This window comes from Pseudomonas sp. G3-39 (genome assembly GCF_054790485.1).
Window position 1 is genome coordinate 5,198,770 of sequence record NZ_CP186497.1, and the last position, 13,132, is coordinate 5,211,901.

The 13,132-nt window shown below is 60.0% G+C and carries 14 protein-coding genes; 12 read left to right on the top strand and 2 right to left on the bottom strand.

Annotated features, from left to right (window positions below):
- Positions 1-269 precede the first annotated feature (269 nt).
- From eat to ACOYXG_RS23505, 12 genes are all read left to right on the top strand, one after another.
- Entirely contained in the window at positions 270-1,640 is a 1,371-nt protein-coding gene (eat, locus tag ACOYXG_RS23450) for an ethanolamine permease (RefSeq protein WP_414889589.1), read from the top strand.
- A gap of 191 nt (positions 1,641-1,831) precedes the next feature.
- The gene (locus ACOYXG_RS23455; RefSeq protein WP_096796313.1) at positions 1,832-3,226 is read left to right on the top strand and encodes an ethanolamine ammonia-lyase subunit EutB; all 1,395 of its coding nucleotides are present in this window, start codon (positions 1,832-1,834) and stop codon (positions 3,224-3,226) included.
- A gap of 5 nt (positions 3,227-3,231) precedes the next feature.
- On the top strand, positions 3,232-4,056 hold the full coding sequence (eutC, locus tag ACOYXG_RS23460; protein WP_460354271.1) for an ethanolamine ammonia-lyase subunit EutC: 825 nt from the start codon (positions 3,232-3,234) through the stop codon (positions 4,054-4,056).
- A 114-nt stretch (positions 4,057-4,170) separates the two neighbouring features.
- Positions 4,171-4,632 carry a GNAT family N-acetyltransferase gene (locus tag ACOYXG_RS23465; protein ID WP_003228592.1) on the top strand — a complete coding sequence of 154 codons (462 nt, stop codon included), beginning with the start codon at positions 4,171-4,173 and terminating at the stop codon, positions 4,630-4,632.
- A 269-nt stretch (positions 4,633-4,901) separates the two neighbouring features.
- Positions 4,902-5,558, top strand: coding sequence for a DedA family protein (locus tag ACOYXG_RS23470; protein WP_027612912.1), 657 nt, complete (start codon positions 4,902-4,904; stop codon positions 5,556-5,558).
- A gap of 4 nt (positions 5,559-5,562) precedes the next feature.
- A complete protein-coding gene (locus ACOYXG_RS23475; protein ID WP_460354274.1) occupies positions 5,563-6,375 on the top strand; it encodes a M90 family metallopeptidase in 813 nt (270 codons plus the stop codon).
- 113 nt (positions 6,376-6,488) lie between these two features.
- Positions 6,489-7,016, top strand: a complete 528-nt coding sequence (gene ppa, locus ACOYXG_RS23480) for an inorganic diphosphatase (protein ID WP_008052339.1) — start codon at positions 6,489-6,491, stop codon at positions 7,014-7,016.
- A 223-nt stretch (positions 7,017-7,239) separates the two neighbouring features.
- On the top strand, positions 7,240-7,986 hold the full coding sequence (locus tag ACOYXG_RS23485) for a S24 family peptidase (RefSeq protein ID WP_027612915.1): 747 nt from the start codon (positions 7,240-7,242) through the stop codon (positions 7,984-7,986).
- Positions 7,987-8,427: 441 nt separating this feature from the next.
- A complete protein-coding gene (locus ACOYXG_RS23490) occupies positions 8,428-8,667 on the top strand; it encodes a type II toxin-antitoxin system RelB/DinJ family antitoxin (RefSeq protein WP_460354277.1) in 240 nt (79 codons plus the stop codon).
- Positions 8,657-8,953 (top strand): type II toxin-antitoxin system RelE family toxin, encoded by a 297-nt coding sequence (locus tag ACOYXG_RS23495; protein ID WP_460354279.1) that lies wholly within the window; start codon positions 8,657-8,659, stop codon positions 8,951-8,953. Before ACOYXG_RS23490 ends, ACOYXG_RS23495 begins: the two co-directional genes overlap by 11 nt.
- Before the next feature lie 709 nt (positions 8,954-9,662).
- Positions 9,663-10,223 carry a hypothetical protein gene (locus ACOYXG_RS23500; RefSeq protein WP_460354282.1) on the top strand — a complete coding sequence of 187 codons (561 nt, stop codon included), beginning with the start codon at positions 9,663-9,665 and terminating at the stop codon, positions 10,221-10,223.
- Between the two features lie 15 nt (positions 10,224-10,238).
- Positions 10,239-10,673: a hypothetical protein gene (locus ACOYXG_RS23505; RefSeq protein ID WP_027612917.1), complete on the top strand. Its 435-nt coding sequence runs from the start codon at positions 10,239-10,241 to the stop codon at positions 10,671-10,673.
- A 23-nt stretch (positions 10,674-10,696) separates the two neighbouring features.
- Here the strand turns inward: ACOYXG_RS23505 and ACOYXG_RS23510 are convergent, their stop codons facing one another.
- Together ACOYXG_RS23510 and ACOYXG_RS23515 are read right to left on the bottom strand one after the other, a co-directional pair.
- Complete coding sequence (locus tag ACOYXG_RS23510) at positions 10,697-11,509, bottom strand: YfaP family protein (RefSeq protein WP_443544990.1); 813 nt, start codon at positions 11,507-11,509, stop codon at positions 10,697-10,699.
- Between the two features lie 3 nt (positions 11,510-11,512).
- Positions 11,513-13,132: a DUF2300 domain-containing protein gene (locus tag ACOYXG_RS23515; RefSeq protein ID WP_460354286.1), complete on the bottom strand. Its 1,620-nt coding sequence runs from the start codon at positions 13,130-13,132 to the stop codon at positions 11,513-11,515.

Genomic DNA, 13,132 nt, shown 5'->3' on the forward strand with positions numbered 1-13,132 from the left:
TCGACCGCTTTCGCGAGCAGGCTCGCTCCCACAGGGGAGTCGTGTCGCACCACATACACAGGCTCGGCACAAATCCACTGTGGGAGCGAGCCTGCTCGCGATGGCGTCCTCAATGACACAACACAAGGCCTGGCCGCTCTGGCACGGCCCTTGCGTACCCGTCATTCAGGTTTTGCACAAAAACTGCCGCTGCGTGAACAGCATCCATCCACCTCAACCACTGCACCCGAAAGTCCAACAGATCGAACAATAAAAAACAGAGAGGACTTATGACTTCCACCACACAGCTCAAACCCACACTCGGCACCCTGCACCTCTGGGGTATTGCCGTCGGACTGGTGATTTCCGGCGAATACTTCGGCTGGAGTTACGGCTGGGGCACCGCGGGCACCCTCGGATTTCTGGTCACGGCGCTGATGGTCGCGACCATGTACACCTGCTTCATCTTCAGCTTCACCGAACTGACCACCGCGATTCCCCACGCGGGCGGGCCGTTTGCCTACAGCCGCCGGGCGTTCGGCGAAAAAGGCGGACTGATCGCCGGCATCGCCACGCTGATCGAATTCGTCTTCGCCCCACCGGCGATCGCCATGGCCATCGGCGCCTACCTCAATGTGCAGTACCCGGAGCTGGATCCGAAGGTGGCAGCGGTCGGCGCGTATTTCGTGTTCATGACCCTGAACATCCTCGGCGTCAGCATTGCCGCGACTTTTGAGCTGGTGGTCACTGTGCTGGCGGTCGCCGAACTGCTGGTATTCATGGGCGTGGTCGCGCCGGGCTTCAGCTTCAGCAACTTCGTGCTCAACGGCTGGTCGGGTGCCAACGAGTTCACCCTGGGCTCGATCCCCGGAATCTTTGCCGCGATCCCGTTCGCGATCTGGTTCTTCCTCGCCATCGAAGGCGCGGCCATGGCCGCCGAAGAAGCCAAGGATCCGAAACGCACGATTCCCAAAGCTTACGTCAGCGGCATTCTGACCCTGGTGTTCCTCGCCATCGGCGTGATGGTGATGGCCGGCGGCGTCGGCGACTGGCGTCAACTGTCGAACATCAATGATCCGCTGCCACAGGCAATGAAAGCGGTGGTCGGCAACAATTCATCTTGGATGCACATGTTGGTGTGGATTGGCCTGTTCGGCCTGGTGGCGAGTTTCCACGGGATCATCCTCGGCTACTCGCGACAGTTCTTCGCCCTCGCCCGCGCCGGTTATCTGCCGAAAAGCCTGGCCAAACTGTCGCGCTTCCAGACCCCGCATCGGGCGATTCTGGCTGGTGGTGTGATTGGTATCGCGGCGATTTACAGCGATGGACTGGTCAATCTGCAAGGCATGACCCTGACTGCTGCGATGATCACCATGTCGGTGTTCGGCGCAATCGTGATGTACATCATCAGCATGCTCAGCCTGTTCAAACTGCGCAAAACCGAACCGAACCTGGAGCGCACCTTCCGCGCCCCGGGCTATCCGGTGGTGCCGGCCATTGCGCTGTTTCTGGCGGTGGTGTGCCTGATCGCGATGGCGTGGTTCAACACGCTGATCGGTTGTGTGTTCCTGGGCTTTATGGCCGCCGGCTACCTGTATTTCCAGCTGACCGCCAAGCAACGCTCAGAAGCGCCGGCAGACGCTATGCTCGAAGGTATCTAGTTGCACCGGCACCGGGCCTGTCGCCCGGTGCCCGCTATATAGAAGTGCATGAAGATCCAATGTGGGAGCGGGCTTGCTCGCGAAGGCGTCGTCTCATCCAACAACGATGTCGTCTGACACGACGCTTTCGCGAGCAAGCCCGCTCCCACAGGGAGACCGAGTTACCCACAGAATCAGGAGGACACCGCCCCATGGCCGCATTTGCCCATTCCGTCGGCGCCCAGACCTACCGCTTCGACAGCCTCAAGGACGTCATGGCCAAGGCCAGCCCGGCGCGCTCCGGTGACTTTCTGGCCGGCGTTGCTGCGCTCAATGACGGCGAACGCGTGGCCGCGCAAATGGCGCTGGCCGACATCCCGCTCACGCATTTTCTGCAGGAAGCGCTGATTCCCTACGAAGCCGATGAAGTCACCCGACTGATCATCGACACCCACGACAAACAAGCCTTCGCCGTGGTCAGCCACCTCACCGTCGGTGGTTTCCGCGACTGGCTGCTCAGCGACGCCGCTGACGAAACCAGCCTGCGCGCCCTCGCCCCCGGACTGACCCCGGAAATGGTCGCCGCCGTGTCGAAAATCATGCGCGTGCAGGATCTGGTGCTGGTGGCGCAGAAGATCCGCGTGGTCACAAAATTTCGCGGCACCCTCGGCCTGCGCGGGCGCTTGTCGACCCGGCTGCAACCGAACCATCCGACCGACGAACCCTCCGGCATCGCCGCGAGCATTCTCGACGGTCTGCTGTACGGCAATGGCGACGCGATGATCGGGATCAACCCGGCCACCGACAGCATCGCCTCGATCTGCGCGATGCTGGAGATGCTCGACGCGATCATCCAGCGCTACGACATCCCGACCCAGGCTTGCGTGCTGACCCACGTCACCACCTCGATCGAGGCGATCAACCGGGGGGTGCCGCTGGATCTGGTGTTCCAGTCGATTGCCGGCACTGAAGCGGCCAACGCCAGTTTCGGCATCAACCTCAACGTATTGCAGGAAGGCTATGACGCGGGGCTGAGCCTGAAGCGCGGCACTCTGGGGCAGAACCTGATGTATTTTGAAACAGGGCAAGGCAGCGCCTTGTCGGCCAACGCCCACCACGGTGTCGATCAACAGACCTGCGAGACAAGAGCCTACGCCGTGGCGCGACACTTCAAGCCGTTTTTGGTGAACACCGTCGTAGGATTTATCGGCCCGGAATACCTCTACAACGGCAAACAGATCATCCGCGCCGGCCTCGAAGACCATTTCTGCGGCAAGTTGCTCGGCGTGCCGATGGGTTGCGACATCTGCTACACCAACCACGCCGAAGCCGATCAGGACGACATGGACACCCTGCTGACCCTGCTCGGTGTGGCCGGGATCAACTTCATCATGGGCATCCCCGGCTCCGACGACATCATGCTCAACTACCAGACCACCTCGTTTCACGACGCGCTCTACGCGCGCCAGACCCTGGGCCTGAAACCGGCGCCGGAGTTCGAACAGTGGCTGGCGAACATGGGCATTTTCACCCAGGCGGACGGCAAGGTTCGCTTTGGCAACAACCTGCCGCCGGCCTTCCGCCAGGCGCTGGCGCAACTGGGATGAGTGTTATGGAAAAACCGCCTGTCGACCCGCAAAACCCATGGCTGGAACTGCGCCGCCTGACCCCGGCGCGCATCGCCCTCGGCCGCACCGGCACCAGCCTGCCGACCAGCGCCCAGCTGGATTTCCAGTTCGCCCACGCTCAGGCACGGGATGCGGTGCATCTGCCGTTCGACCACGCCGGGCTCAGCGCGCAACTGAGCGAGCGCGGGCGCGAGACCTTGTTGCTTCACAGCGCCGCGACTGATCGCAACAGCTACCTGCAACGCCCGGATCTGGGGCGCAAGCTCAGCGACGCCTCGGCGCAGTCCCTGCGGGATTACGCAGAGGCGCACCCCGGCGGGGTCGATCTGGCGATTGTGGTGGCGGACGGTCTGTCGGCACTGGCGGTGCATCGGCATACCCTGCCGTTTCTGACCCGCCTGGAGGAGCAGATGAGCGCCGACGGCTGGTCGCTTGCCCCGGTAGTGCTGGTGGAACAGGGTCGCGTCGCCATCGGTGACGAGATCGGCCAGTTGCTGGGTGCAAAAATGGTCGTCATGCTGATCGGAGAGCGTCCGGGCCTCAGCTCGCCCGACAGCCTCGGTTTATATTTCACCTACAATCCAAAAGTCGGGCTGACCGATGCCTACCGCAATTGCATCTCCAACGTGCGGCTTGAGGGCTTGAGCTACGGCATGGCGGCGCATCGCTTGCTGTATCTGATGCGCGAAGCCTGCCGGCGGCAGCTGTCGGGGGTCAATCTGAAGGACGAAGCACAGGTGCAGACGCTGGAGTCGGACGCCGGTGCGGACATGAAGGGAAATTTCCTGCTTGATCCGCCCACAACCTGAACCGTTTCCGCATTGCGTTTCTGCGCTGCTTTCAGGCAGGATCGACGCACGGCCGCAGGGTTTCCCATCGCCGTCAGAGCAGTTGAAGACAGCCACTTGAAGACGAGACCTATCATGCGGATTATTCAAGCGACCCTCGAACACCTGGATTTGTTGACCCCGTTGTTCGTCAAATATCGCGAGTTCTACGGTTCCCTGCCCTACCCGGATTCCTCCCGCGCGTTTCTCGAAAAACGCCTGCGTCGCAAGGAGTCGGTGATTTATCTGGCCCTGGCCGATGATGACGACAAGAAGCTCATGGGTTTCTGCCAGCTGTATCCAAGCTTTTCCTCGCTGTCGCTCAAGCGCGTGTGGATCCTCAACGACATCTATGTCGCCGAAGACGCCCGCCGCCAACTGGTGGCCGACAACCTGATCCGCACCGCTAAGAAAATGGCCAAGGAAACCCAGGCCGTGCGCATGCGCGTTTCCACCAGCAGCAACAACGAGGTGGCGCAGAAAACCTACGAATCCATTGGCTTCAAGGAAGACACCGAGTTCAAGAACTACGTGCTGCCGATCAGCGACGAGCTCTGAAATCAAAAGATCGCAGCCTTCGGCAGAACGCATTCCAATGCAGGAGCTGCCGAAGGCTGCGATCTTTTGATCTTTTATCAAACCCGAAGTCTGCCTGACATTTGTTCACACCCCGACATCCCTCGCTACAAAACCAACGCGCTTTTCACCTCTCAGACCGTATAATCCCGAGCTTTCCGGCTTGTAAGAAAAACTACACCCCGCTGTAGGCTTACACCCGAATCATCCGCACAGGCCTGCCGAGTCGGGCCGTCACCACAGGTGCCCCCATGGATTTCAACCCGCTCGACCTTATCCTGCATCTCGATGTGTACCTCGATTTGCTGGTGACCAACTACGGGCCGTGGATCTACGCGATTCTGTTCGCTGTCATCTTCTGTGAAACCGGTCTGGTGGTGATGCCGTTCCTGCCGGGTGATTCGCTGTTGTTCATCGCCGGTGCCGTGGCGGCGGGCGGTGGCATGGATCCGGTGCTGTTGGGCGGACTGCTGATGCTCGCGGCGATTCTCGGCGACAGCACCAACTATGTGATCGGCCGAACGGCGGGCGAAAAACTCTTCAGCAACCCGAATTCGAAAATCTTCCGTCGCGATTACCTGCAAAAAACCCACGATTTCTACGACAAGCACGGCGGCAAAACCGTGACCCTGGCGCGCTTCCTGCCGATCATCCGCACGTTTGCCCCGTTCGTCGCCGGCGTCGGGAAAATGCCCTACCCGCGTTTCTTCGCGTTCAGCGTGTTCGGCACCATCCTCTGGGTCGGCGGCCTGGTGACCCTGGGTTACTTCTTCGGCAACGTGCCGTTCATCAAGAAGAACCTGTCGTTGCTGGTGGTTGGCATCATCCTGCTGTCGCTGGTGCCGATGATCATCGGCGTGGTGCGCAGCCGTTTCGGCGGCTCCAGCTCCAAAGCCGAAACCCACTGATCCGATGTGGTCACTGAGCGCCTGGCGTCGCCGGCGCATTCTGGCCAGGCACCCGATTGCCGACGACCTGTGGCAACGGGTGCGCCATCACCTGAGCTTTCTCGACGGCGTCAGCGCCGCCGAAGACCAATGGTTGCGTGAAGCCAGCGTGCTGTTTCTCGAAGAAAAACACCTGACCGCCCTGCCCGGTGTCGAACTGCATCAGGAACAACGCCTGCTGCTCGCCGCCCAGGCCCAGTTGCCGTTGCTCAATCTGGGCGATTTGAACTGGTATCAGGGTTTCCACGAAATCGTCCTCTACCCCGACGACTTCCTCAGCCCGCAACGGCATCGCGATGCCAGCGGCGTCGAGCACGAGTGGGACGGCGAGCACAGCGGCGAAGCCTGGCAACAGGGGCCGATCATCCTCGCCTGGCCGGGGGTGATGGCCAGTGGTGGCTGGGAAGGTTACAACCTGGTGATCCACGAACTGGCGCACAAACTCGACATGCTCAACGGCGACGCCAACGGCCTGCCGCCGCTGCACGCCGACATGCGCGTCAGCGACTGGGCCGAGGTCATGCAACACGCCTACGATGACCTCAACCGCCAGCTCGACCGCAACCCCGACGCCGAAACCGCCATCGACCCGTACGCCGCGGAAAACCCGGCGGAGTTCTTTGCGGTCACCAGCGAATACTTCTTCAGCGCCCCGGATCTGCTGCACGCGGCTTATCCACAGGTCTACTTGCAACTGCAGCTTTTCTACCGGCAGGATCCGTTGGGCAGGCTGCGGCAACTTCAGGCCACAGACCCGGTCTATCAGGCGCACGCGTAAGCGCTGCACGACTTCTGGTACGTGGCGTCGGCGTAGGAATGTGCCTATAATCGCCGCCACTTTTTGGTCAATCCGGCCAAGTGTTTTTTGGTCAACTACGGGGGCAACGCCCAATGAGCTACAGCAAGATTCCGGCTGGCAAAGACCTGCCGAACGACATCTACGTCGCGATCGAGATCCCGGCCAACCACGCGCCGATCAAATACGAAATCGACAAAGACAGCGATTGCCTGTTCGTTGACCGTTTCATGGCCACCCCAATGTTCTACCCGGCCAACTACGGTTACATCCCGAACACCCTGGCTGACGACGGTGATCCCCTCGACGTGCTGGTTGTGACCCCTTACCCGGTTGCTCCAGGCTCGGTGATCCGCGCGCGTCCAGTCGGCATCCTGAACATGACCGACGACGGCGGCGGCGATGCCAAAGTCATCGCAGTCCCACACGACAAGCTGTCCCAGCTGTACGTCGACGTGAAGGAATACACCGACCTGCCACCACTGCTGATCCAGCAGATCGAGCACTTCTTCGCGAACTACAAAGATCTCGAAAAAGGCAAGTGGGTCAAGATCGAAGGCTGGGCTGGCGCTGATGCCGCTCGCGACGCGATCACCAAGTCGGTTGCTGCCTACAAGGGCTAAGCGCCGGCTGGCTGCATGACGTTTGAAGAAAACCCCGGTTGATCCGGGGTTTTTTGTGCCTGAAAAACGCCGCTTTAAACAGTGTGTTTATCGCGGACTACAGAAAAGTTTCGAAGTGAGTGATTTCCCACAAGCACGTCTTACATCCAGTCGCAAAATACAGGCTTTTTTTGAACAGCCGGTTTATTCAAACCGCTCTGGCACGGCCGTAGACTCGGTGTTTATGAGAAAGAACACTAGCGGTCCAAGATTCAAGGCACTCCTGGAAGCAGCGAACATCACCACCACGGGATTCGCAAAGTTCTGGGGCACGGAAGCCCAAAACATTCATAACTGGTACACCCGGGGCGTCCCGGCGTATCGCATGGAGGAAGTCTCACGCCTGCTCTCGGTCAACAGCGAGTGGCTGAAAACCGGCGAAGGCAGCAAAGAGTCACCCCGCCTGCAAACGCCCGCCAGCAACGGCGACACCTTTGACGCGCAGTCCGTCAACGGTGTCTATTCCATCATCAACCCTAACGACATCGAACTGCCGTTTTTCAAGGAAACACCGCTCAGCGCCGGCGCCGACAAAACCCACGTCATCCTCGACCCCGAGCAGACCGTCCGCCTGCCCCGGGCCCATCTCGCCCAACTGGAAATCCGCCCAAGCGACGCCATCTGCGCGCACATGATCGGCAACAGCATGGCCGAGCGCATCGAAGACGGCTCCATCGTCGGCATCGACCGCGGCCTGACCCAGGTGGTCGACGGCGAAATCTACGCCATCGAACACGACGGCATGCTGCGCATCAAATACCTGCACCGCATGCCCGGCAACGCCCTGCGCCTGCGCAGCCACAACAGCGCCGAATACCCGGACGAAATCTTCCGCGCAGCGCAGATCGATGAGCAGCGGATCCATATTCTGGGCTGGGTATTCTGGTGGTCGACCCTGGGCAAACGCCGGCCGGTGGTACCGTTTCTCTGATCGGATACGGATCTTCAACCCTGCACCAAACCCTGTGGGAGCGAGCCTGCTCGCGAAGAGGCCCCGAAAATCAGTACAAATTACGAATTTTGCCCCCCGCAGTGGCTCTATTCCGCAGTTGAGGCTGGGAATCCCCAACAAAACTCAGTATCCTGCGCCCCACATTTGCGCATCGACCCGCTCCCGCGGCTCAGATGACGCCTGACGCGGCAGACCAACGTCTGACCAAGTCCCACAGCCGGACGCAGATCCGGGTGTACGTTTTGAAGGCTGACGCGGTTTACCAAAAATAAACCAAGCCAGTCCCCGAGAAGCCGGCCACAAGCCGGCTTTTTAATGCCTGAAAGAAAACCAGGCCTACCGTCGAAACCTGAATTTCCACTTGTCGAGGACGAAGCCCCTTGATACCGTAACGACAAACGTCATTACAGGTATCGCATCATGGCCTCCATCAACATCCGCATTGATGATGAGCTGAAACAACGCTCCTTTGCCGAGCTGGAAAAGCTCGGCGTCACACCTTCGGAGCTTCTGCGCCAGACGCTTCAATACGTCGCTGAGCGGGGCAAACTGCCCTTCAAAACCGCGCTCATCAGCCAAGAGGATGAAGCTCTCATCGCTGTAGTCAGCGAACGTCTCGCGTCACCTCAACGAATCAAGGTAAGTCTGGATGACATATAGCCTTGAATTCGATCGTCGTGCGTTAAAAGAGTGGAATAAACTGGGCGATACAATTCGCCAACAGTTCAAAAAGAAGCTCTCTGAAGTGTTAGAGAATCCTCGAGTAGAAGCCAATCGACTTCGCGAGCTGCCGGATTGCTACAAAGTGAAGCTAAAAAGCGCTGGATATCGCTTGATCTACCAGGTGCTTGATCATGAGATCGTGGTGTTTGTAGTCGCTATCGGGAAGCGTGAGCGAGAGGCTGCTTACGAGGCCGCAATGGATCGATTGGAGCCTGAATGCTAATTACCCCACTGTCGGCGCACTGAATTTGTGCAGCAAGCCACTGCACAAATTTGATTCCCCCTCACCCTTGGTGCACCTCGGCAACCCAACGCTTGCCACCCCACCCCCTACATTGCTAAATCCCGCCCAACACCCACACCCTCTGTTTTTTCCCGCATGCCCGCCATCGGCCGGATTCCGGTATTGAGTCTCACGGGAATCCGTGAAATGGCCCTGTATATCCCACGCTGGTGGGCCCTGCGCCTTCAATTGCAGGGTCGATGGTCTGGCTGACGCTGTGTCTGATTCCCGCCTTTTATGACTCGATGCCGAACCGAGTGCTGGTCTACTCGCTGCTGGCATTCGCTTAGGGCGTGCTGACGACGCTTGAGCTGTGGCGCAGTCGCAACACGTTGCGACATCGCGTTCATTCCCGCGCTGGTGCTGACAGTTCAGCATTGACCTGGCGACCACTCGCGAGTCCGGCTACGACCTGTCACGCCTGCTCTCGGAGGCCGATCAGGCGCTAAAGACCAGGGAAGAAACCGCGTACAAACCCTGCGTTCTTTATACCTGAGCCTTTCGTAAGACTAACCGGGCAGTGCCCGCCGGTCAGGCATCGCAATAAGCCATTAGTACATCCGCCCTAATTGCCCCGCGCCCAACCTCACCACTAAATTTCCATTCTGTTTTTGTGCATTACAAAAGCGCCAAGGAATGGAGCAACACCATGTCGTCGTTTTTCAAACTCAATCAATTCGCTGTTCTACTGACCGCACTCCTGACCGCTACCACTTCAGCCTTGGCGGACGAGCCGAAGCTTGTTGGTGACTGGTGGATCATTTACGGCAACGGTGTTCCCCACAAGAACATCATGTATGTCGCCGACAGCACTTCAGTCGTGCCGTCGAAACACACCAAAGGCGCCAAGTTGGTGGCCGTAACGCTGGTGTATGAGGAACCCGGCAAACCGATGATCGATGCCTATAACCTCGAAGTTCAGTGTTCAACGAACAAGGTCCGAATTCTCAACGGCCAGTCCGTAGATCGCATCGCCTACATGATGCGCAACCTGAAAGTTAATGACCAATGGCAGCAGCCGAAGGAGTTCTGGGTGCAGCGCACCAGCGAGTTCGTTTGCTCACCGGCCAAAAAGGACATGATCGCGTTGGGCAAGATGGAGTACCTGCAGATGATTCAGGGTCTGCAGCAGATGTTCTTCAAGCTGGCGCCGATTCAGGAGAAAGGCCAGATGATGGACAACCTCGACTCGATCCTGGGCAACAAGTAAGCGGCGGGAATTACGATGAACCCATGGACTAAAACGTTATTGGCGCTGCTGATAACGCCCGCCGTTTTGCTGATCAATGGCTGCCACTTGATTGCCCAGTCGCGCTGGGAAGGACGCGATGTTCAGGAAGCGCTCGATCTGTTCGGCAAACCTGACTCGATGAAAAAACAGACCGGGGCCAACGGCGAGAATCTGGCTGTGCTCACCTGGTACAAATCGTCCAGTTGGACCACCACGGAAGCGGCCGGTACTTCAATGAATCACACCGGTAACGGCATGGTTTACACCGAGTACTACGAGACGGTCGGTCACAGTTCCGATTGCAAACTTGAAGCCACCGTCAACAAGGCGAAAAAGATCGTGCTGTTCAGAATCGAAGACGGAAAGATCATCCACGGCAAGTGCATCAACGTGCCGTTCGTGCCTGGTTATATTCCGCCTGGTTTCTAGTGCAACCCTGAGCAGGCTGCTGCTCAGGGATAGCTGAACGACTTCACCAGCGTCAGTTCACCCACCGCCCGCATCGGCACCACAAACGTCTCCATTTTCTCGCTTGGCGTGCCTTCCTCGGTAATCACCGTCACCTGCGCCGTGGTCAGCGGCTGCACCGCCTCCTCCCCGCCTTCATCATCCCCCCGATAACCTCCGCCGAAGTAGTTCACATACACCAGATATTGGCCCTTGATCGGCGCCGGCATGGCGAAGATTTCCGGGCCATAGCCGGTGGTGACGTCGACGTCGAGCGCGGCGCCGTTGGGTGCGACGCGGTCGCCGTACCAGATGTGCGCGCCGTCGGGGGTGATCAGGTGCAGGTCGAGGTCGGTGCCGTCGCTGTCCCAAGAGAGCAGCACGCGCAGTTTGGCCGGGGTGGCGCCGCCGCTGGCGTTGAGGAACTGGGTGCGGTGGCGTTGCTGGCCGTCGGGGCTGCGCACTTCGACGCTGTTGCTGCCATTAGGGAAGGAGAACGGGCGGTCGAAGCGGCCGCTGTCGTCGATTTTCAGCGGCATGCTGACCCCGTTGACGATCAGCCGGCCGGGTTCCCTGCTCTTGGGGGTGGCTTTGATTTCACCGCTGATGCGCGCGGTGTTGGCCTGGCCGACCGGGGTGTTGACCGAAGAGGCCGGGTAGTTGACGGTCTGGCGGAAGTTCTCGCCTTCGCCCTCGGGCGCGCCGGTGCGCCAGCCGCCGACCGGGGTGTCGAGTTTGACGCTGTCAGCGGCCATTGCCATCGGCCATGCATTGAACGCGCAGAGCAACAGCAAGACCTGTGGATAACGGAGTGTCATGGTCTATTCCAGCAAGAGGTGACGGGCGAGCCCTTCGATGTAGGTTTCATCCTGGCCGTTGGGATGTGCTTCAAAGGCCAGGTGCAGGTATTCATGAGTCAGGTCGAGGCGATCCTGCAGCGTGAGCACGCCGCGCACGTAAATGCGCTGGCGTTCGCGATCGACAAACGGGCGGCCGAACGCCAGTTTGCACACGGCGAACGAGCTGACTTCGTTGTAGCCGGTTTCGCTTTCCAGCGTCGGACGCCAGCCGCGACGCTGCTTTTGCAGCCAGTCCTGTGCGGCGGGCAGTGCTTCGCAGGAAGCAACTGGGTTGTCCCAACGGCTGAGGCTCGCGCGCGGATAGGCGTGCAGCAGAATCGCGTCGTAGCGCTGGCCGGCGTTGGCCTGCTCGACGGCCTGTTGCCAGGCGAGTTTGTCCGGGCCGGGCTGGTCGGAGTGATAGGTGACGGTGCTGCCGGCCAGCACCAGATCCGCGGTCCATGCGGCGATGTTGCGCGACTCGGCGGAGGCCGGACGCGGAGCGACGCGCTGACGGTTGCTGCTGTCGTCGATGCTCAGGCAATCGCCGTTGCGCGTGGCGTTTTGCAACAGATAGGTGCGGATCGCCACGGCCAGCGCTTTGGCGGCTTCGGCGGGTTCGGGTTTGGCTTCGCGTTCAAGGACGCGGGCGACGTATTCTTCGCGATCAAGTCTGGCGACCAGTTTGTCGTCGAGCAGAAAAAGTTCGCCGGCGCTGTGGATATCCAGCGCGTTACCGTTGGCGAATTCGACGCGGTAATCGCCCTGCAATGGGCCCGAAGTCACCACCCGATCACCGGCCAGAACCCGGGAAACGGGATAACGCGAAAACAGACCGACCTCAACGCAACGCCCTGCTTCCGCCGGCCACGAAGAAGGCAGCACCGTCGCCAGCGCCTGACCGTAATGGCGCAAAACCATCTGACTGGTACCACGCCCACTGGCCCAGATCGGCGAGCCGTCCGCCGTCCAACCGGCGAAACCGCCCTGCCGCGATTGCGGATCCTGATCGCCGAGCCAGCTCCAGGTCTTAACCCGCAGGCGACCACCCAGTTCGCCGACGACATTGCCGTCCGCCGCATTCAGCACGACGTCGAGCAACACGCGGCGCATCTGCTCCTGCGCTGGCAGCACCGACAACACCTTCAGCAAGTCCGTCACGGAAACCCGAGTAGCCGGTTGCACGGTCGGCAAATCCAGCAACCACGACGGCGCCTGCCGCGCCTGCCAATAGGTGCGCCAATCGGCGGCAGTAATGCCCAATCTCGCCGGCTCAAAGTACAAGCCGCAGGATTTGACCAACGCCTGATCGCGCTCGATCTTGCCGCCCGCCGAGCAGCAATAAACCTCTTCCTTCGACTGTCCGCGACATTCATACGCCGGCTCGCGCGCACCGGTATCCACCAGCCACGCGTAGACGAACAATTTCCACAGGCTGCCCAGCGGGGTATCCAGCGTCAACGGCAAGGGCTCGCGGGCGGTCAGTTGCGTGTGATTCAACGACAGCAACTCGCCCTTGTACGCCAGCCGCAGCGGCTCATCCTGCGCCGTCGCCAGCGCAGGAATCACACACATCAGCAGCCACAGCAGCGGCCGGTTCAT

What these genes read in the sequence shown, in the direction of transcription:
- ACOYXG_RS23475 (WP_460354274.1), top strand. Translation starts at nt 5,563, where the DNA reads ATGTGGTCACTGAGCGCCTGGCGTCGCCGGCGCATTCTGGCCAGGCAC.
- ACOYXG_RS23515 (WP_460354286.1), bottom strand. Translation starts at nt 13,132, where the DNA reads ATGAACCGGCCGCTGCTGTGGCTGCTGATGTGTGTGATTCCTGCGCTG.
- ACOYXG_RS23510 (WP_443544990.1), bottom strand. Translation starts at nt 11,509, where the DNA reads ATGACACTCCGTTATCCACAGGTCTTGCTGTTGCTCTGCGCGTTCAAT.
- ACOYXG_RS23505 (WP_027612917.1), top strand. Translation starts at nt 10,239, where the DNA reads ATGAACCCATGGACTAAAACGTTATTGGCGCTGCTGATAACGCCCGCC.
- ACOYXG_RS23455 (WP_096796313.1), top strand. Translation starts at nt 1,832, where the DNA reads ATGGCCGCATTTGCCCATTCCGTCGGCGCCCAGACCTACCGCTTCGAC.
- ACOYXG_RS23490 (WP_460354277.1), top strand. Translation starts at nt 8,428, where the DNA reads ATGGCCTCCATCAACATCCGCATTGATGATGAGCTGAAACAACGCTCC.
- eutC (WP_460354271.1), top strand. Translation starts at nt 3,232, where the DNA reads ATGGAAAAACCGCCTGTCGACCCGCAAAACCCATGGCTGGAACTGCGC.
- ACOYXG_RS23465 (WP_003228592.1), top strand. Translation starts at nt 4,171, where the DNA reads ATGCGGATTATTCAAGCGACCCTCGAACACCTGGATTTGTTGACCCCG.
- ACOYXG_RS23500 (WP_460354282.1), top strand. Translation starts at nt 9,663, where the DNA reads ATGTCGTCGTTTTTCAAACTCAATCAATTCGCTGTTCTACTGACCGCA.
- ACOYXG_RS23470 (WP_027612912.1), top strand. Translation starts at nt 4,902, where the DNA reads ATGGATTTCAACCCGCTCGACCTTATCCTGCATCTCGATGTGTACCTC.
- ppa (WP_008052339.1), top strand. Translation starts at nt 6,489, where the DNA reads ATGAGCTACAGCAAGATTCCGGCTGGCAAAGACCTGCCGAACGACATC.
- eat (WP_414889589.1), top strand. Translation starts at nt 270, where the DNA reads ATGACTTCCACCACACAGCTCAAACCCACACTCGGCACCCTGCACCTC.
- ACOYXG_RS23495 (WP_460354279.1), top strand. Translation starts at nt 8,657, where the DNA reads ATGACATATAGCCTTGAATTCGATCGTCGTGCGTTAAAAGAGTGGAAT.
- ACOYXG_RS23485 (WP_027612915.1), top strand. Translation starts at nt 7,240, where the DNA reads ATGAGAAAGAACACTAGCGGTCCAAGATTCAAGGCACTCCTGGAAGCA.